Below are 18,602 nucleotides of genomic sequence, written 5' to 3'. Positions count from 1 at the left end.
CCAGTTCGAGATCCTGCAGCAGCCGCCGCGTCCGGACATCGCGCAGCTGCGGTTGATCGAGCAGCAGTCGTGTGGTGATCAGCAGATCACGCGCCCGCTGCGTCAGGTTCGCATCCGCCACGGCGGGCGGTTCATCGTCCCGCACCACCGTCAGCAACGAAACGGTGGTCGCGAGATGTTCCTGCATGGCCACGAAGCTCGGGTCGTTGCTGCGCGGCATCGCGGCCAGCGCCTCCGGACCGATGCCCGGTGCGGCAACCACACTGTCGGCACCGTTCGCCGCCCCCAGGTTGGAGGCCGGCACCGCGTAGCGTCCAATGGCCACACCGGCCACCAGCACGGCGGCCACGGCCGCCACCTGCGCCGACCAGCGGGTCCACCGTGACGGCCGCTGCAGCGGTGTCACTGGTGTCACGGTGGTCTTGAGCGGTGCATCCATCGAGGGCGCAGTTTCCCGCGTGTCCTCGCCCTGACGGGCCTTGGCAATGCGGGCCCACATCATCTCACGTGGCACCACCACCTCGGCGTCGATTTCATCGACAGCCTGCCGCGCGAGATCGAGCATCCATGGATCGAGCGGCGCATCGACCACGTGCGGCACCTCCTCGTCCGATGGCATTTCTGGATTGTTGGGATGATCTGTCATGCTGACTCCTTGCCGATCTGCGACGTCGTCCGGGTGGACGCCGTCATGGCGGAGGCCGAGATGGGCAAACCCATCGCAGCCGATGGCGCAAAGGCGGCCAACGCCACGCGCAGTTTTTCGCGGGCACGGAAGAGCTGTGACTTGCTGGTGCCGACGGCGACACCGAGTGCTTCACCGATCTCCTCGTGCGTGAACCCTTCCACGTCATGCATCACGAACACACGCCGGGTGCCCTCGGGGAGCGCCGCGATCGCCGCTTTGAGGCGGACCTTCAGATCGGGATCACTCTCACCGGACCACCGTGCCACCGTGGTGGCCTCTTCAAGGGGCGCGGCAAACGCCTCGCGGCGCTTGTGGGTGCGGAGCCCGTTCAGCGTGATCGATACGGCGATCGCGTGCAGCCAGCTCGAGAGGGCCGAGTCTCCCCGGAACTGCTCGATGCGACTGAACGCCCGCAGGAACGTGTCCTGGGTCCACTCCTGAGCAAGCTCGGGCCGACCGCTCATCCGGAGGATGAGACGGTAGATCCGGTCCACGTGGCGCTCGTAGAAATCCCGTTCCGCCCCGTGATCGCCGGCCTTGAGGCGGTCGATCAATTCGGTGTCGGTCACAGGTGCGTCAGTGGCAAGTGGCGGTCGTCGAATCGGTGCGCATGCATGTGCGCCTCAAAGACAGGGGTCACCGCCAAAGGGTTGCATTGGTGGCCGGACAAAGGAAAATCCGGCCCGGAAAGTCATTGTCCCGCCCCGCGGCGGGCCGAATTCAGCTCTACGTCAGCCCCGCCGGACCTGCTCCTGATCGGCCACTGGCACCGGGATCGGCTGGGCTGCGCCTGCGCCGAGTCGGTTCTGCTCGCTCATCACCCGGGTCAGAAACCGCTGTCCTTCGCCAATCCGCTCGGTCTCAATGGCAATCGACTCCACGGCCTGGGCCATCTGATCGAGGCGATCATGCACCTCGCGCGGCACCGGAGCGATGACGGTGGCGCCCTTCTTCCAGATGCGACGGGCGTACGCGATGGCCAGCGGGCCCAGCACGAACATGATGAAGACGATCGGTATGGCGATCAGTTCTTCGGGCGGACCATCACGGCGCACAGGAGGCCGCTCCACGATCGCGCCGGGAATCGCCGCCGCCTTGGCCACCGCGAGGTCGGCCTGGGAGATCTGGCCTTCCACCGACGAGATCCGGGCGTCGGTCTCCTTGAGACGCGCCTCGATGCCGGTCCGGTCGGCCGTGGTGATGCTTTCCGACCGCAACTCATTGGACAGATCGCGCCGCTGGTCTTCGAGGCGGTCGAGCTGATTGCGGAGCTCCTTTCGCTGCGCCACCATCCCTTCGTAGACATCCGACGCACCCACCGGGCCGGGTTGGGACACGGTCACCGGGAATTCGACGGAAGGCACGGACGGTGGTGGCGGAGGAGCCGCTGGCTGCAATGCTGGCATCTGGGCGTCGGAGAGGCGGACGGGTACGGGGTAGTCACCCGTACGATCCCTTCCCGGCGGGGTTTCGGCAACAGGTGTCTGATCACGATCACGACGGGCTTGCCATGACGTTTATCCGCCACATGCCCGCTCAAGGAGCAAGGCGCCAGCCTGTGCTCCCGATTCTGCGTCCGCCCACGCGGTCCATGCTGGGCTCCGCGCTGCCGATCGGGATGCTGATCGGGATGCTGGCCTCCGGATGCCGACCAGCACCTGCCCGGTCGCCCTCGGCCCAGCCACCCCTGCCCACCGCGGTCAATCCGGCGTCGCCTCAGGCGCCGTACATGACGGTGGACACGCCACTGCCGCCCACCATCGGCGGCGCGCGCCTGCCCGATCAACTGGCGGACAGCACCTGGTGGCGCATGAGCCGGGAATTCTCCGAACCCGGCGGCTACTTCCGGTCGGAGAACTTCGTCTCGAACGAACTTGGCCTCCAGCATGTTGTGGCTCGGCTTCGGCAGGCCGCACCACCGGGCGGTGTATACGTGGGCGTGGGGCCCGAGCAGAACTTCACGTACATCGCAGCGCTCGAGCCGCGCATCGTGTTCATCGTCGACATCCGTCGGCAGAACCTGCTTCAGCACCTGTGGTACAAGGCGGTCTTCGAGCTGTCGCCCACACGGGCGGAATTTCTGGCGCGCCTGTTCGCCCGCCCGCTGGCATCCAACGCCGTGGCGTCCACCACCTGGACGGCCGACTCACTGATGGCGCGCCTGGATCGCTCGGCCATGGACACCGCGTATTTCCGCCGCACCTATGCGGAAGTGGAAAGCCACCTGACCCGCACCCGCGGCATCCCCCTCGATTCGACGGACCGGGCCACGCTGCACTACATCGACGGGGTGTTCGCCAACACCGGCCCCGAGCTCAACTACTCGAGCGGCAGCACGCTGGGGGGTGGTTTCGGGCGCGGCGGGTTCCGACGCATGCCCAGCTTCGCCGAAGTGGCCACGGCCTCCGACCCCTCGGGGGCCAACATCGGATTTCTGGGCACCGAGGCGGCGTACCAGCGCGTGCGGGACATGCAGCGCCGCAACCTGATCGTGCCGGTGGTGGGCAACTTCGCCGGCCCGCACGCCCTGCGCCGGGTGGGCGCCTGGCTGCGCGAGCGCGACGCGCGGGTGGGCGTGTTCTATACCAGCAACGTCGAGCAGTACCTGTTCCAGCAGGGCGACGAGTGGTCGCGGTTCTATGCCAACGTCGCGGCCATGCCGGTGGACACCGCAGCCCGGTTCATCCGCTCGGTAACCGGTGGATTTGGGGTCCCGCGGTCGCAATTCATGATGACCCAGCTGACCAGTGGCATCGGTCCGATCGTGCGGGCAGCCGCAGACGGGACACTCGGCGGATACGGCGATGTGATCAGAAGATCAGAGCCCTGAACTGATGTGCTCAGAAGGAGATGGAAGATTTCAGAATTCTGAGATCGGAGATCTGACGGAGATAGATGGTGAGAGACCAGACCTTCCTAGATGATGAGAGGTCGGAGCGATTGATGCTGGCTGCCTACCGTCGCGATGGTGTGTCGACCGCTCTCCCGTTGTTGTGCGCGTTCGGCGGATGGCGCCAGTGCTCAGGCCTCTCATGTCTAAGCCATCTGAAATCTCACCATCTATCTCCGTCGGGTCTCTGTCGCTGGTCTCTGGTCTCTGACCTCAGACATCTGCCCCGGCGGGCCGCAGTTGACTCTCTTGCCCGTTTTTGCCATTAATTCAGGCTCTCGCCTTTGAGCGAGCCGGTGGGCTTCCCTGCGTCGCCTTCCGGTCACCCCATTTCAAGAACGCGCTCACCGCCGGCAATGGTGGCGCACGCTGGAGTTACGATGGCCAAAGAAGGCATTCATCCGCCGTACCACCCGGTCGTCTTCAAGGACGCCTCCACGGGTGCGCTGGTCCTGACCCGCTCGACCATGACGAGCGACACCAAGATCAAGCTGGATGACGGCAACGAATATCCGCTGGTCCTGCTCGAAATCACGAGTGACTCGCACCCGTTCTACACGGGCACGCAGCGCCTGATCGACACGCAGGGTCGCGTCGACAAGTTCAAGAAGCGCTACGGCCGCTAAGCAGCGCCGAGCGAACAAAAGCCCCGCCTCATCGGCGGGGCTTTTTGTTTGTGGCCATGCGAGCGCGCGTTTGGTGAGTGCTCACTCGGGTGGCTCACTACCGGTCAGCACGGCCGTCAACAGCATCACTACCGCCGCCAGCATGACCTCGAGCCGCACCGCGCGTGATGACGGCACTCCCACCGCGTGCACATTGCGGCGCTGCAGCGCGCCCAAGGTGAGGATGCACAGCACCAGCACCGTCTTTGCGAGCAGCATCTGCCCATAGGGTGAAGCGATCACGGCGCGTGGCGTGGAGGCGCCCAGCAGACGCAGGCTGCTCATCACCCCGGTGACCACCGCGAGTGGTGCGGCGATCGTGGCGATGGCACTCATGCGCCGCCAACGGGCTACGATGTCATCGCTGGGGCCATCAGCGATGGCCAAGACGAGACTACCGATCCATGCACCCATCGTGAGCACGTGGATGGCATCGATCGCACGCGAGGCGATCACGAAGTCGCCGGCATTGGCATGACCCAGCCCGCCGATGGCGATGGCCAGCGCCACCACACCCGCCCACAGCACGGGACTGGAGAACTTGCCGAACCGGCGCGGCAGGGCTGCCGCCGTCACAAGGCACGCGGCCAGCAGCTTGGTCCAGTTCCGGCCCCAGCCGCCATTGAGGAGCGCCGACACGTCGGCCCACGGCAATTCGAGCGCCGCGCGCTGGGCCTGCAACCAGAGCAGAGGAGCCAGCAGCAACGCCACGACCGCCCCTGTGCGCACGAGACTCCGTCCGCGTGGCGTGCGACAACACGCACACACACGCGGCGGCAGCATGGCCTCACCAACGGCGACGGCCGCCCCGGTGAACAACAACACCTTGGCGACCGCCGTCAGTTCGATCATTACTTGGCGAGCTTCACGGTGAAGCCGTACGTGCCTTCCACCACGTGGCCGTCTTCGGACATCGCCTTCCACGTCACCGTGTACTTGCCGTCGCCCGGGGGCGTCGTGAACTTCGCGACAAGGGGATCATCGCTGCGCACGCCGCGCGTGATCTTCGCCGTCGCCACATCGGCGCCAGCCGCGCTCTTCACGGCGATCTTGGACGTCGCCATGTCAGCCGGCTCGCTGAGCCACAGCTTCACGTCGGCCGGCGCAGTGGTCAGCGTGGTGTCCTTGGCCGGGAACGACGCCTTGAGGCGCAGGTGCGGAATCATGTCAGCGCGCATCGCCATCGGCGCGGCGACCGCGGCGGCAACAACAACGGCCGGCACCAGGCGGCGCAGCAACGTGGGACGGACAAAGCGGGTCATCGGGTTCTCCAGGGATTGGTAAAGCGCGGATCGCGCAGAAACGTGCTGTCTGTCAGGGAACGAAGAAAGGCCACCAGGTCGCGCTTTTCCTGCGGGGTGAGATCCATCGGCTTGATGAACTCACTCTTGAGCGGGCTGTCGGCACCCACACCGGCGTTCGGACCATTCTTGACCGTCCGCCCGCCTGCGTTGTAGTGCTCGATCACCTCTTCCAGCGTGGCAATACTGCCGTCGTGCATGTACGGTGCCGTCACGGCGATGTTGCGCAGGCTCGGGGCCTTGAACTTCCCCATGTCCTCCGCTTCGTGCGTGATGGCTTCTACCCCGGTATTCGTGGCGGGATACCGGCCCTGCCCGTCCGTGTTGTAGAGCGCGGTGTTGTGGAATTCGATCTCCACAAATCCCTTCCCCACATAGTTGACGGTGCCGGTGAAGTTGAACCCGCCATGGCAGTGGAAGCACTCTGTCTTCTCGCTGAAGAAGAGTTCCTCCCCCCGACGCGCCGACGCGCTGATGGCCGCCGAACGCCCCTGCTTGAAGGCATCGTAGGGTGACCGGCCGCTGATCATCGTGCGCTGAAAGCTGGCAATGGCCTTCACGATGTGGTCGAGCGACACCGGCTCACCACTGCCGGGATAGGCCGCGGCGAAGAGTGCCTTGTACTGCGGCACCCCGCGCACACGGGCGAGCAACTGCTGCTCCTGACCGGAGAGTCCCAGCTCCACGGGCTCCTCTCCGAACATCGGCACCAACGCCTGCTGTTCCAGCGAACGCATGAGCGGATTGGCCCATGTGAGTGCCGGACTGTAGGCGATGTTGGCGAGACCCATGCTGCCACGGGGATGGATCTCGCCGGTGGAACCGACGGCGCGCGGGAGCGCGTCGGCAAACGCACGCGACTGCAGGTGGCAGCTGGCACAACTGAACGTGCCATTGCCGGAGAGTCGCGTGTCGTAGAACAGGTGGCGACCCAGCGCCACCTTGGCTTCGGTCATCGGATTGTCATCGGGTACCACCGGCTCGGGAAACCCGGGCGGCAGCTGCCATCGATATGCAGCCTTGCTCGCGGCGGTAGCCTTGGCTGGCGCCTTTGCCGTGGTCTTCGCGGGTGGCTGTGCATCGAGGCGCGCGCCATCCGGAGGCAGAGCCGCTGACGCAGCGATCGCCAACCCAGCCACGACCGTGAGTCCGATGACGCCGGGACGAGGAAAGGACATCGGAATCAGCGTGAAGAACTGGTCGCCGTTGCCCGTTCGACGCGGAAAAACTTCGGCGTATCGGCGCCGGTGGTGTTCGGGTGCGTCAATCCGAGTGAGGCAAAGAGCCCACCGCAATCCGCATCGTTGGGGGCAGCCATGCACCCCATCGCCGTCTGCGGCTGATTACGACGAACATCGCTGCGCGACAGCAGCGCGCCGAGGTCGGCGACAATCACGTCACGTGTGGGGTTGAAGCCGCTGAGTGCGATCTCTGGGCGATTGCCGTGCGTGCACGACGTGGGCGCCTTGGCGCCCGGTGCCCCCGTGCAACCGGTGCTGCCGAGATGGATCACCCATGCGGTGGCGGCGGAGTCGGGGCGTGTGGCGCGCATGTCGACCCGCAGAAACTTGTAGCCCGCGTTCCACGACCAGAACAGACGCGACAGCGAGAGCGGCGGCCCCTGAGTGGCCATGTCGGAGTGATTGCGCGCAAAGGGCACCCCCACTGTGAAGGCGACGCCCTGATAGTCGCCGGCCGGAGCCAGGACCGTGAACTCGGGGTGCATTTCGGGCGTGCCGTTGGCGCAGGTGGCAGCACCATTCTCGAAATCGACGAGGGCGATCTCGCGATCCTGCCACGGCGACTGCGGTGCCATGGCCGCGCGTACGGTGTCACCACGCGCCGTCACCAGTCGGACGTTGTGCACATAGAAGCGGAAGTCACTGGCCGTGATGGTCGCACCACTGGTGCCAATGCCGGGGTATTCCTTGCCACACTGGAACGGGGTGTTGCCCACCATCGCCTGCATGCGAATGGTGATGGGGGTGAGAGAATCTGCGGATGGTGTGACGGACGGCGCGGCCGCAAACAGGGCGGCAGCCATGACAACGAGCGACATGAAGACCTCGGGAATGGACACGGGACCGGGCGGCGCGGAGGCAGCCCATCGGCATCACGCAAACCGGTCACGCAGCATCGAGCCTTTGCGTGAGCGGTGACTATGGATCGGTTGTGTGTGTGTGTGGCGCGCACAGGGCCTGATGGCCCGGTCAGCACGCGCAGCAGACAGCGTCAGGCCGTCAGTGCTGGCGGCGCGGTGGCCGGCGGCTGGGAGACATCGAGCCGCAACGGTATGCGCTTACTCGACCAGCTGATGGGCACCACTTCGGGTGCCTCAACCATCGCCACATAGGCGACCAGCGGGGCCAGCGCGATCTGCAACGTCGACGCCGCACAACAGTGGGCGGCGCATTCACATTTCGGAGCGCCGGTGCTGTCGACCGGGCCATGTCCACCGGCAACACCATCCGTGGCCGCACCCGACCCATGGCCGTGGTGCCCGTTGTCCGAGGCGGCGTCCAATCCGGCCCCTGCGGCGTTCGCTGCCGCCTCATTCGCTGCCGCGCCACCGGTGGCCGAAGCCTGATGAGGGGCACCTCGCTCGGCCACACTCTCATGAGCCGCCAGCGCGTGATGCGGGCACGTCGGCTGCAGTGGCAGCACGAGACGCGCTGCCATCCACACCAGAGTCAGCAGGAAACCTGCCCAACGCGCTCGTGCCGGACGCATACCCGTATCGTACGGACAACCCGGACAAAGTGTCAATTGCGATCGAATCGGTCGGCGCCCAGCCAACAATCGACTTGCCCTCAACGTATGATAATGCAAGCGCAATAACGATTAATCACCACGGAGGCCCCATGGTCACCCGCCTGCTCCACGCCCCGCTGCTCGCCCGCCGCACCCGCCATGGCCTCGTGCCCCCACCTCAACCGCAGCCCGCCAGGCGGCGTCCACCCATGGCCATGCTGGCCGGCATGTCTGCCGCTGTCGCCATCGCATCCGCCTTTGCCCCGGCACCGGCTGGCGCCAGCTCACATGCCTGGCAGCACGTTCATGGACAGGCACGCCTCATGCTCGGCGTGGAAGGCAAGACCGGACAGGCCGAGCTGCGCGCTGCCGGCGATGACGTGTTCGGTTTCGAGCATGCCCCACGCACGGCGAGCGAACGGGATGTGCAGGCCAAGGCCTTCGGCCGCCTGCGAGCGAGCGGCGCCCAGCTCATTCGATTCGACCCCGCACTCGGCTGCACCATCTCGGCGCGTGACGTGCGCATGGACACCAAACCCGGTGCGCACGGCGAGGTCGTGGCCACCTATCAGATCGCGTGCCGTGTCGCACCGCAGGGCAAGCCCGTGCGGTTCGGGATCAGCGCGGCGTTTCCCGGCATCGATCGTGTAGCCGTGCAGCTGGTGTCGGACACCGCGCAATCCGGCGCCACCATCAGCCGCGATCGCGGTCAGCTCGTGCCCTGACGCAGTGGCTCGAGAAAGCCGCGAATCCCGCGACGCGCGAGCACCCACACATAGAGCAACACCATCAGGGCGCCGGCAGACAGAGCGACACCGTTCTCCGGCGCTCCATGGAATCCCGTCCAGGCGCCGATGCGCAACGTGCCATCGGCCACATTGAGCGCCAGTCCCACGCCCACAGCGATAGCCAATGTCGTGGCGTACAAACGCACACCTGTCGCCGCTCCATCAGCTCCACGCGTGGCGAGATGCGCGCGCAGATGCGGCAATGGTGCCAGCAGCAGCAGCGCGATGACCGCGCCCGGTGAGACACCAGAGGCCAACAGCACCGCACCGATCGGCACCAGCGCCGCGGCATGCATGCACACCAGACTGCCCAACACCGCCAGCAACAACACGTCGACACCCTGCGGCAGTCGGGTGATCCACGACTGCGGCAATACCGGCGCAAGCACCGCAGCCATCATCAGACCAAGGATGATCCACGGTGCCGACTGTTCGATCGCATCACGCCAGGCGTAACCCGGCTCTGGTGTGTCGGGTGAGGCATTGCCGGTGCTCACGCCGGCGCGCAACACGAGCACCGACAGCAACTGCGCCGCGGCAAGACGAACCAGTGCCAGCGCCACGCCAAGCAGCGGCACGGAGAGCAGCGCGGCTTCGAGTGAAAGCGCGCCATTGCTGGTGCGATGTGGCAATGCCGCCGTGCGCGTGGCATCGCCACGCATACCGAATGTCAGTGATGTCCACCCACGGGTGGCACGGAACATGTCGAGCACGGCGATGGCACCGTAGGCGAACAACACGGCCGGCGCACTGGCCACCGTGAACTCCCACAGTGCGTCGGCAATACCAACGGCGTGTTCGTCGTGGTCGCGTCCACCCAGCAATTGCAGTGCGGCCAGGACGGCCAGTCCGAGCAGCGAGCCCGCACCGCTGGCCCGTGTCATCGACGTGGCGGGCCCCGATGGCGCGGTGTGCTCATGTTGATGCTCATGCTCATGGGCGTGTGTATGCGCATGAGCATGAGCGCCCCCGTGTGCCGGGGTATGTGCATGGGCATGGGTATCGGCATGATCGTGGCCATGCCCATGCTGATGGCCTTCGTCATCATCGTGTTCATGCGTCGCATGACCGATGACGTGCAGCAACGATCCGCCCACCAATGCCTCGAACCACAGCGCGGCGCGATCGGGCAGCCATGCGAGGACCGTTGGTTCGGCCACGTAGCCGGCAACCGTCATGATGGCCATCATCGACAACACCAGCCACGACACCACGCGCGCACGGTCGCGCAGCACCCACCATACGGTGAGTCCCACGGGGATCTGGTGCAGCAATACCCCGTAGCCAAGCAGACTACCGGGTTGTGTTTGCGACTGTGCGAGTGCGCTGCCATCAAGCACGGAGTGCACGGCCACACCCAGCAGGGCGAGCGTGAGGATGGCGGAATGTGTCTGGCGCACCCCGTAGCGCAGCAGCTTCTCCGCCATACCGGGCACGAGATAGCCGAGGGCCATGCAGAGCATCGCGATCACATCGCGGTGCTCGAGGGCATGGGGCACCACGTCGAGCAGCACCAGACCGCCGATGGACACGACGATGAAGCCATCGACGAAGGCGATGACCGGCGGCCGGGACCGGGCAAACCGGCTGAGGAGTGGGCCGATGACGAGCGCGCCAAGACTGGCGGGCAACAGCGCGCTGACTGACATCACGGAACGATAGTCTCCCACGGAAGCTACTTGCAAATGCACTTTCGATACCCGTGCGTGCCGCGATGCCGCGGACGACTTGGGTGCGTCAGTGACTCAGTTGTGATAATGTCATATCATTAACAGAAATTCAAGCCCTGCCCCCACAAACCAGTCAGCCCAGCGCTGCCAGCTGCTCGGCGAGCACGGTCACGGGAAGTCCAACACCGATGAACACGGCGGTTGCCTGGGCGTCGGCGTGGGGCTTGGAATGATCGAGCCGCAGCCCCTTCCGGCCCGGCAGCTTGTTCCAGACATAGACCTTGTCCGGCGCATCCGTGAATCGGACCAGTCCCTTGGCCCGCACCACCGGTTCGGGGAGCTCGTGGACGAACCGGCGGAAGGCATCCCGGTCCACGATCTGGGGCATGAGCAGGGAGGCAGCCCCAAAGGGATGGGCATGCGCGTGGGCCACCCCGCTGCGCGGAAGCGCCACGGCCTCCGAGACGTCGCGATGGGTGCTGCCGGCCACCCGCTGGGTGAGCGCATTGAGCCATGTCCCGAACTCTGCACCGGTGACCACATCGGCTCGCGGGTTGAGCTCCTGCAGCGCGCCGCGCACCAGGGCCTGACGGTCGGCGCCCACCCTGGCTGTCCAATTGAGGTGCACGTGGGTGGCGGTGCTCACCTGCGCGCGCTCGAGGCCATTGTGCCACCACCGCTTCTGCCAGCGCGTGGCATCGATCACCGTCAGCTGCAGCGGCAGGGTGAACTGCTTCAGGCGGGCGTCCGATGTCAGGTGCGCCAGCAGTTCGTCCGTTTCCGTGGCGCCATTGGCCTCGATGCACATCACGCTGCCCGGGTCGGGCGGAACCTGATACAGCACGTTGAGCAGCTCGCGCAGCGAACCGCAGCAGACACACTCGCCATTGAGCGGTGTGACGAGGGCACTGAGCTCCCCCAAACGGGACGCATCGATCCGGGCATCGCGGAAGTCGTTCAACACGATACGCACCCGAGTCCCACCGGCGGCCAGCGCCGGAACCAACTCGGTGAGAAAGCGCGTCTTCCCGGCACCCAGAAATCCGGCCAGCAGGACCAAGGGGATCATGTTGAACTCTCACCGCAAAGACGCATGAATACAACCTCACCTATCTATTGCGTTTGCGTTATCAATAGCATTAAATCCATGTCATGCCCCGATTTCGCCTGCTCCCGGCACTCACCATGGTCGTTGCCGCGGCCATGTGCGGTGTCCAACCGAAGCCGGTCCCGGACACGGTGGAGGCGAGCCTGACGACGCCGCCAGCCGATTCCGGTGCCGCCCCCGATGACGTGGTCACTATCGACTGGCGCCTGCTCCGGACGCTGGACCCGCGAACCGGCGCACCAGGCGATTCGCTGCGGAAGCTGGTGGGGCGTCGCGTGCGACTGCCCGGATTCATTGTGCCGCTCGAGGATTTTCAGGACCGGGCCAAGGAGTTTTTGTTGGTGCCCTACTTCGGCGCCTGCGTGCACATGCCGCCTCCACCACCGAATCAGTTGGTCTACGTGAAGATGCGGGGCGTGACATCGCTCTCCTGGTGGGCCCCGGTGTGGGTGGAGGGCGTGCTGCGGGTGATCAGTTTCGAGTCACCATACGGCTCGGCGGGTTTCCAGATGGATGCAGATCGCATCCTGCCCTTCCGCGAACGCTAGATGGCCTCAGCCTGTGCAGGCGGCGTGAGCCAGCGATCGATGAGCGTCACCACGATCCATGCCAGACATGCTGCCACGACCGTGTCGCTCAGATAGTGCGCGTGGGAGAGGATGCGGGTGATCGCACATCCGGCCGCGAGAGCGTAGAACACCCACTGTGCGCGCGGGAACAGCCTCGCCAGCGCAAACGCCCCGGCGAACGCCACCAACGTGTGAGAGCTGGGCATGCCCATCCCACGATTGGAAAACGGGCCTTCGGCGAAAGACCGGAACACGTAGCCAAACGTGTCATCAGCCGGTCGCAGCCGGCGCACCAGTAGCTTGAGCAGCTCAGCCACGATACCGCCGGCGGCTGGACCGAGTACGAGCAGGAGCGCGCCGTGCCGCCGCGAAACCGGCTCCTCCTGCTGCAGCCACCACGCGAGCGCCAGGAGCCCCCAGGTGGGCAGGAATCCCATGATGCGCAGCAGGCGTCCCCAGTCCTTCTCGTATACCGTCGCCATGCGCCACTGCCAGGCGAACGGGTCGAGCAGGTGCGCGACGACAATGGCCGCCACGGACACGAGCAGCCAACGCTTCCAGGAGGCCGCCAGCGGCTGGGAGGCGACCGCGGATTTCGGGGTGAGGCTCATGGCCGGAAATCAAGAGATCGGTCCAGCCTGACGCCACTATGATCGAGGTGGTCCGGCACCATATTTCCTGAATGGAACGCAACACGAAGCAGCGGGATGCCATCCGGCAGGTGTTCGAGGAGATCTCGCGTCCACTCGGACCGAACGAGGTGCTCGAAGCAGGCCGGTCGCGTCACGCGAAGCTGGGCATCGCGACGGTGTACCGCACCATCAATTCGCTCGTGGAGAGCGGGTGGCTGGTGCCGGTGGAGTTGCCAGGTGAGCCGCCCCGCTACGAGCGGTCGGGCAGCGCGCATCATCACCATTTCCGGTGTCGTACCTGCGCGCGCGTGTTCGAGATTCATGGTTGCCCCGGTGATCTGCGTGACCTGGCGCCGGCAGGATTCCGTTTGGAAAGCCATGAAGTGGTGCTGTACGGTTTGTGCGCGCGATGCGCGGCCGACTGAGCGCCCCCGCGCGGCGACTCGGACGTCGACTCCTCTGTATCGGCGCACTGGTCCTCGCCGCGTGCGACAGCGGCGGGTTCAAAGGTGTGTCCATCGATCCGCCACGGGACATGCCGGCGTTCGAGTTCATGCAGGCCGCCGGGTCGACGTACAGCACCAAGCCCGAGGCGGGGCGTCCGATGGTGCTGTTCTTCGGCTACACGCACTGCCCCGACGTCTGCCCCACCACGCTCGCCGACTGGAAGCGGGTGCGGGCACAGCTCGGCGCCAAGGCTGATCGCGTGCGGTATGTGTTCGTGAGCGTCGACCCCGACCGCGACACACCGGCCGTCGCTGAACGTTACGCCAGGCAGTACGACGCCAGCTTTGTGGGTGTCTCGGGGGATGGCCCCACCACGGCCAAAATCATGGAAGCCTTTGGTGTGGCGGCGGCGCGCGATGAAACGCCGAGCGCCAACGGCTACATGGTCAGTCATTCGTCGCAGGTATTTCTGGTGAACGACCAGGGACGCCTGGTGGCGCTCTATCCGTTCGGTACAACGTGGGAGGCGCTGGCCGCCGACCTCGATCGCATTCTCTAGGCGCCATGCGTTCTCTTCAGCACATCGGCCCGGCGCAGGTGCGCGCGGTGGCCTTCATCACCCTGCTCACCGGCATCATCGGGTGCACCATCCAGGACCGCGCGTCCGGCGATGCGACCACGGATACGGCAGCAGCACCGTCCGCCGCACCGGTCGCGGCGGAGACCATCCATGGCATCACGGTGCGTGATGCGTGGGCCCGCATTGCCGATTCGGCGGCCACGGGTGGGGCCTACATCACGCTGGTGAACGGCAACAGCACGCCGGTGGAGATCGTCGGGGCGGCCAGTGCGTCGGCCGATGCGGTGGAGATTCACGAGACATCCCATCACGACGGCATGGCACACATGTCGGCGCGTCCATCGATCGTGATCGCGCCGGGCGACTCGCTGGTGATGGCGCCGGGTGGATTGCACGTGATGCTGATTGGCCTCCACAGCGCACTCAAGGCCGGTGATCGTGTCCCGCTCGTGGTGCAACTCGCCACGGGCGACCTGGTGCCACTCACGATTCCGGTGCGCGTGCCATGAACCCGGCACGTGCAGGCGGTGTGGCAGGACTGGTGGTGCTGACAGCGGTGATTGTGTGGCTCACCTGGCCGAGGCCCGATACGCTGATTCGCGTGCGGCGCGGTGGCATCGCCGAGGTGACCAACGCCTATGGGCGCTCTACTCCATTGAGCGACACGGTGTTTGTGGGCGGCAGTGGTGCGCGGCGCACCATTCGTGTGGTGAACGACGACACGGTGAAGCATCAGCTCGCGATGTTCACGGTTCCTGCCGGCAGCAGCACCGAGTACCGGGTGCCTCCCGGTACGTTCGGTGGCATGTGTTCGGCACATCCCTCGGTCAAGCAGCTCACGTTCGTCATCCAGTGAGCCGTCCGTGAACGACATGCAGAAGCAGTTGCCGCCGTCCACCATGAACGCGGCACTCGATGAAGAGCTGCGCGCCCTCGAAGCCGCGGGGCTCAAGCGTGCCCTTCGTCAGGTGCACCAGCGGCGCGCGGGTACCGTGCTGTTCAACAACGAACGCGTCGCGGATTTCGCCTCTAACGACTACCTCGGACTCGCGGCCGATCCGCGGGTGGCGCGTGCGGCATGGGCGGTACTGCAAGCGGAGGGCACCGGCGCTGCGGCGGCGCGTCTCATTTCGGGCAATCACCCGATTCACGAAACGCTCGAGCACACACTGGCCCGCCTCAAGCGGGTGGACTTCACGCTGCTGTACCCGTCGGGTTACATGGCCAACGTGGGTGCCATCGCGGCGCTCGTGGCCCGTGGTGATGTGATCTACTCCGACGCGCTGAATCACGCGTCGCTGATCGATGGGTGCCGCCTGTCGCGCGCCACGGTGCGCATCTTTCCGCACAACGACGTGGCCGCATTGGCCGCGATGCTGGAAGCAGAGCGCCATCAGTTCCGCCGTGCACTGATTGTGGTGGAGGGCGTATTCTCCATGGACGGCGACCTCTTTCCGCTCGACCAACTGGTGCCCCTCGCGCGCCGCCATCAGGCGTGGACGTATGTGGACGATGCCCATGGCACGGGGGTATTGGGCGCGACCGGCGCGGGTACGCTCGAACACTTTGGCGTGAGTGGCCAGGTGGACGTGGTCGTGGGCACACTCGGCAAGGCACTGGGAACCGTTGGCGCGTATGTGGGCGGATCGCAGGAGCTGGTGGAGTTGCTGGTGAGCTGCTCCCGCTCGTTCATCTTCACCACCGGCACCCCCCCAGCCATGGCTGCCGCCACACTCGAGGCGCTGCGTCTTGCGCAGGTGGAAAGCTGGCGACGGGATGCGGTGCGCGAACGGGCACGGCGTCTGAGACTGCGCCTGCGTGGTGCGGGACTCGACGTGCCCGGCGAGAGTGATGGCCATGTGGTGCCGGTGCACATCGGCGATCCGGTGCGCACGATGGAAACGGTGGCGGCACTTCGGCGTCGCGGCTTTCTGGTGGGCGGTGTGCGTCCGCCCACGGTTCCGGCTGGTACGTCGCGGCTTCGCATCTCTCTTTCGGCCGTGCATGCGATGGAACTCGTCGATGCACTCGCCGCCAACCTTCTCGATGTGCTGCGGTCCCGATGAACGCGTTCGACAACCAGGATGACGACTTCGACCTCGACGACATGAACGTCGAGGACTACGACAACGAGGCACTCGGCATGGACGCGGCGCCTGGCGTTTCGTTCGCCGACGAAGACGATGCGGAGGAGCCCGCGGAGCCGTCCGAGCTGCAGCGCCAGCACATCCTGCTGCACGACACCGCACACGTCTGGCATCCGTACACGCAGCATCATCAGGCGCCGTTGCCGGTGCCCATTGCCCGTGCAAAGGGCAGCTGGCTGTACGACATCAATGGGCAGCCGCTGCTCGACGCGATTTCGTCGTGGTGGGTGACCACGCACGGACATTGCCAGCCCGAGATCGTGCAGGCCATCGCCGAGCAGGCCGCCACGCTGGATCAGGTGATTTTCGCGGGCTTCACGCACGAACCGGCCACCGCGCTCGCGGCGGAACTGGTGGGACGCCTGCCACGTGGTCTCACACGCATCTTCTACTCGGACGATGGTTCGACCGCGGTGGAAGTGGCGATCAAGCTGTCGGTGCAGTCATTCGCCAACCGTGGCCAGTCGCGCCGTCTGATTGCGGCACTCGATCACGCCTATCACGGCGACACGTTCGGTGCGATGGCCGCGGGCGCGCGCAGCGTGTTCACCAACATGTACGAACCGCTGCTGTTCGATGTGGCCCGCCTGCCCGATCCCTCTGAAGGCGACACGCTGGCGGCGCTGGACGCGCTGATCGCCGAGCGTGGCAACGAGCTGGCGGCGGTGATTGTGGAGCCGTTGTTGCTTGGTGCCGGTGGCATGCGCGTATGGGATGAATCGGTGCTGCAGGGTATCCGCGAGCGCACGAGTGCGGCCGGCGTGCACCTGATTGCCGATGAAGTGCTCACGGGCTTCGGACGCACGGGGCCGATGTTCGCGTGTGACCGCGCCGATGTGCGCCCCGACCTGCTGTGCATGTCCAAGGGGCTCACCGGTGGCCTGCTGCCGCTGGGGGCTACCGCTGCCACCGAAGACATCTTCGACGCATTCAGCAGCACCGATCGTCGCAAGACATTCTTTCACGGCCACTCGTACACGGCCAACCCCATAGCCTGTGCGGCGGCGCTCGCATCGCTGCAACTCTTTGATGAAGAGTGTGAGGACGAGCGCGTGCGCATCGAAGTGGCGCACATGCGGCACCTCGCCGAGCTCCAGGGCGCGAAGGGAGTGCGGGCCGTGCGGCAGATCGGCACGGTCGCCGCAGTGGAACTCGAAGCGGGTGACGGCTACCTGAGCGACATCGGGCGCGAGCTGGCGGCGTTCTCGTTGCAGCAGGGGATCCTGCTCAGGCCTCTTGGCAACGTGGCATACTGCCTGCCGCCGTACTGCACCACCGATCGGGAGATCGATGCGGTGTACACAGTGCTCAAGCGCTTCCTCGATGGTGAGCGTGCAGGCCCGATCGGCACCGGTGGTCCGTTCGATGACTGACCGCGCAGCCGCGACATGAGCCCCCTGCTGCGCCTGGGCATCACGGGCACAGATACTGGCGTCGGCAAGACGGTGGTGGCGTGCGCCTTGGCGGCCCGTGCGCGGCAGCTGGGCCTGGCGGTGGCGGTGATGAAGCCGGTGGAAAGTGGCATCGATGCCCGCCCGTCCACCGGGCACGCCCCCGCCCCCCGATCGGACGCCGAGCGCCTCATGCTGGCTGCTGGCACGACGGATGCGATCGAGTTGGTACGGCCCTACGTGTACACGGAACCGGTGGCGCCGATGGTGGCGGCTGCACGCGAGGGTCGTCCCGTGCAGCTCGAGCACCTGGATACATGCCGGACCTCGCTGGAGCGGGGGCGCGAGCTGTTGGTCGTGGAAGGCGCTGGTGGCCTGCTGGTACCTCTCGACGCGCACACCAGCTATCTGGACCTGTTCCGGCGCTGGGATGCCGAGGTGGTGGTGGTGGCGGGCAACCGGCTTGGGGTGCTCAATCACACCTTGCTGACGGTGCAGGCGCTCGAACGGGCTGGCGTCACGGTCCGTGGGGTCGTACTGTCGGCGCTCACCCCGCCTTCGTCACCGGCTGGCACCGTTCCGGACACCGACGAGGCCCGCGCCACGAACTTTGCGGCGCTGGGGCAGCTGTTGCCGCGGGTTCCCCTGTTTCAGTTTCCGTGGGTGGCGCAGGTTGAGGATTCCGAGGCGCTGGCCGATGCGGCCGCGACATCGGGGCTCGATCCGCTCCTGCCGCGTGCCGTCACCTAGGGTGACGCGCGCTTCTTTTCTGTTTGTCGACTGACCGACTCTTCCGATGACCGATCGTTCCTACGACTGGCAGCGACTCGCCGATCGCTCCCTGGCTGGTGAAGTACTGACGCGCGAAGAAGCGCATGCAGTGCTCAACGCCTCCGACGATGTGCTGCTCGATCAGTTGGCTGCTGCGTATCGCGTGCGCCGTGCGACGTGGGGCAACCGCGTGCGCCTGCACTT

Annotated in this window: 22 protein-coding genes and 1 pseudogene; 12 read left to right on the top strand and 11 right to left on the bottom strand. The window is 66.0% G+C overall.

The window, feature by feature from the left end; genetic code table 11:
* The 3 genes from VGE27_RS13475 to VGE27_RS13465 all read right to left on the bottom strand — a co-directional run.
* Positions 1-646: hypothetical protein (locus tag VGE27_RS13475; RefSeq protein WP_331050187.1), on the bottom strand; the 646-nt coding region annotated here is incomplete at its 3' end.
* Positions 643-1,257 (bottom strand): RNA polymerase sigma factor, encoded by a 615-nt coding sequence (locus tag VGE27_RS13470; RefSeq protein WP_331050186.1) that lies wholly within the window; start codon positions 1,255-1,257, stop codon positions 643-645. The genes VGE27_RS13470 and VGE27_RS13475, both read right to left, overlap by 4 nt.
* A gap of 162 nt (positions 1,258-1,419) precedes the next feature.
* Positions 1,420-2,025 (bottom strand): hypothetical protein, encoded by a 606-nt coding sequence (locus VGE27_RS13465; protein ID WP_331050185.1) that lies wholly within the window; start codon positions 2,023-2,025, stop codon positions 1,420-1,422.
* Between the two features lie 221 nt (positions 2,026-2,246).
* Here VGE27_RS13465 and VGE27_RS13460 point away from each other — a divergent pair, with 221 nt between their 5' ends.
* On the top strand, positions 2,247-3,518 hold the full coding sequence (locus VGE27_RS13460) for a hypothetical protein (RefSeq protein WP_331050184.1): 1,272 nt from the start codon (positions 2,247-2,249) through the stop codon (positions 3,516-3,518).
* A 440-nt stretch (positions 3,519-3,958) separates the two neighbouring features.
* Positions 3,959-4,204, top strand: a complete 246-nt coding sequence (locus tag VGE27_RS13455) for a type B 50S ribosomal protein L31 (protein WP_331050183.1) — start codon at positions 3,959-3,961, stop codon at positions 4,202-4,204.
* A gap of 81 nt (positions 4,205-4,285) precedes the next feature.
* Here the strand turns inward: VGE27_RS13455 and VGE27_RS13450 are convergent, their stop codons facing one another.
* The 5 genes from VGE27_RS13450 to VGE27_RS13430 form a co-directional block, all read right to left on the bottom strand.
* On the bottom strand, positions 4,286-5,095 hold the full coding sequence (locus tag VGE27_RS13450) for a copper resistance D family protein (protein ID WP_331050182.1): 810 nt from the start codon (positions 5,093-5,095) through the stop codon (positions 4,286-4,288).
* On the bottom strand, positions 5,095-5,505 hold the full coding sequence (locus tag VGE27_RS13445) for a copper resistance CopC family protein (protein WP_331050181.1): 411 nt from the start codon (positions 5,503-5,505) through the stop codon (positions 5,095-5,097). The genes VGE27_RS13450 and VGE27_RS13445 overlap by 1 nt, the downstream gene beginning before the upstream one ends.
* Positions 5,502-6,722, bottom strand: coding sequence for an MbnH family di-heme enzyme (locus tag VGE27_RS13440; protein ID WP_331050180.1), 1,221 nt, complete (start codon positions 6,720-6,722; stop codon positions 5,502-5,504). Before VGE27_RS13440 ends, VGE27_RS13445 begins: the two co-directional genes overlap by 4 nt.
* Positions 6,723-6,727: 5 nt before the next feature.
* Complete coding sequence (locus VGE27_RS13435; RefSeq protein WP_331050179.1) at positions 6,728-7,603, bottom strand: MbnP family copper-binding protein; 876 nt, start codon at positions 7,601-7,603, stop codon at positions 6,728-6,730.
* A 173-nt stretch (positions 7,604-7,776) separates the two neighbouring features.
* Positions 7,777-8,274, bottom strand: coding sequence for a hypothetical protein (locus VGE27_RS13430; protein WP_331050178.1), 498 nt, complete (start codon positions 8,272-8,274; stop codon positions 7,777-7,779).
* 131 nt (positions 8,275-8,405) lie between these two features.
* Between VGE27_RS13430 and VGE27_RS13425 the strand changes: the two genes are divergently transcribed.
* Positions 8,406-9,020, top strand: a complete 615-nt coding sequence (locus tag VGE27_RS13425; protein WP_331050177.1) for a ZrgA family zinc uptake protein — start codon at positions 8,406-8,408, stop codon at positions 9,018-9,020.
* On the opposite strand, the gene VGE27_RS13420 is transcribed toward VGE27_RS13425, so the two are convergent.
* Positions 9,005-10,732: a permease gene (locus tag VGE27_RS13420; RefSeq protein ID WP_331050176.1), complete on the bottom strand. Its 1,728-nt coding sequence runs from the start codon at positions 10,730-10,732 to the stop codon at positions 9,005-9,007. The genes VGE27_RS13425 and VGE27_RS13420 overlap by 16 nt on opposite strands.
* A gap of 154 nt (positions 10,733-10,886) precedes the next feature.
* Positions 10,887-11,822, bottom strand: a complete 936-nt coding sequence (locus tag VGE27_RS13415) for a GTP-binding protein (protein WP_331050175.1) — start codon at positions 11,820-11,822, stop codon at positions 10,887-10,889.
* Positions 11,823-11,905: 83 nt separating this feature from the next.
* On the opposite strand from VGE27_RS13415, the gene VGE27_RS13410 reads away from it, so the two are divergent.
* Complete coding sequence (locus VGE27_RS13410) at positions 11,906-12,409, top strand: DUF3299 domain-containing protein (RefSeq protein WP_331050174.1); 504 nt, start codon at positions 11,906-11,908, stop codon at positions 12,407-12,409.
* Here the strand turns inward: VGE27_RS13410 and VGE27_RS13405 are convergent.
* Positions 12,406-13,041: a phosphatase PAP2 family protein gene (locus VGE27_RS13405; RefSeq protein ID WP_331050173.1), complete on the bottom strand. Its 636-nt coding sequence runs from the start codon at positions 13,039-13,041 to the stop codon at positions 12,406-12,408. The genes VGE27_RS13410 and VGE27_RS13405 overlap by 4 nt on opposite strands.
* Positions 13,042-13,112: 71 nt before the next feature.
* Between VGE27_RS13405 and VGE27_RS13400 the strand changes: the two genes are divergently transcribed.
* The 8 genes and pseudogenes from VGE27_RS13400 to VGE27_RS19500 all read left to right on the top strand — a co-directional run.
* Positions 13,113-13,487 carry a transcriptional repressor gene (locus VGE27_RS13400; RefSeq protein WP_331050172.1) on the top strand — a complete coding sequence of 125 codons (375 nt, stop codon included), beginning with the start codon at positions 13,113-13,115 and terminating at the stop codon, positions 13,485-13,487.
* 86 nt (positions 13,488-13,573) lie between these two features.
* Positions 13,574-14,068, top strand: coding sequence for an SCO family protein (locus VGE27_RS13395; RefSeq protein ID WP_331050171.1), 495 nt, complete (start codon positions 13,574-13,576; stop codon positions 14,066-14,068).
* Positions 14,069-14,073: 5 nt separating this feature from the next.
* Complete coding sequence (locus VGE27_RS13390) at positions 14,074-14,598, top strand: copper chaperone PCu(A)C (protein WP_331050170.1); 525 nt, start codon at positions 14,074-14,076, stop codon at positions 14,596-14,598.
* Positions 14,595-14,945 carry a hypothetical protein gene (locus VGE27_RS13385; RefSeq protein WP_331050169.1) on the top strand — a complete coding sequence of 117 codons (351 nt, stop codon included), beginning with the start codon at positions 14,595-14,597 and terminating at the stop codon, positions 14,943-14,945. The genes VGE27_RS13390 and VGE27_RS13385 overlap by 4 nt, the downstream gene beginning before the upstream one ends.
* Before the next feature lie 16 nt (positions 14,946-14,961).
* The gene (gene bioF / locus VGE27_RS13380) at positions 14,962-16,155 is read left to right on the top strand and encodes an 8-amino-7-oxononanoate synthase (protein ID WP_331050188.1); all 1,194 of its coding nucleotides are present in this window, start codon (positions 14,962-14,964) and stop codon (positions 16,153-16,155) included.
* A complete protein-coding gene (locus VGE27_RS13375; RefSeq protein ID WP_331050168.1) occupies positions 16,152-17,609 on the top strand; it encodes an adenosylmethionine--8-amino-7-oxononanoate transaminase in 1,458 nt (485 codons plus the stop codon). Before bioF ends, VGE27_RS13375 begins: the two co-directional genes overlap by 4 nt.
* A 15-nt stretch (positions 17,610-17,624) precedes the next feature.
* Positions 17,625-18,377: a dethiobiotin synthase gene (gene bioD / locus VGE27_RS13370; protein ID WP_331050167.1), complete on the top strand. Its 753-nt coding sequence runs from the start codon at positions 17,625-17,627 to the stop codon at positions 18,375-18,377.
* A 46-nt stretch (positions 18,378-18,423) separates the two neighbouring features.
* Positions 18,424-18,602 (top strand): annotated as a pseudogene (locus tag VGE27_RS19500) (biotin synthase BioB); the annotation flags it as partial.

It is taken from the genome of Gemmatimonas sp., assembly GCF_036405635.1.
Classification (GTDB): Bacteria; Gemmatimonadota; Gemmatimonadetes; order Gemmatimonadales; family Gemmatimonadaceae; genus Gemmatimonas.
Note: the sequence above shows the minus strand (reverse complement) of the source record. Positions and strands in the feature narration are given on the sequence as shown.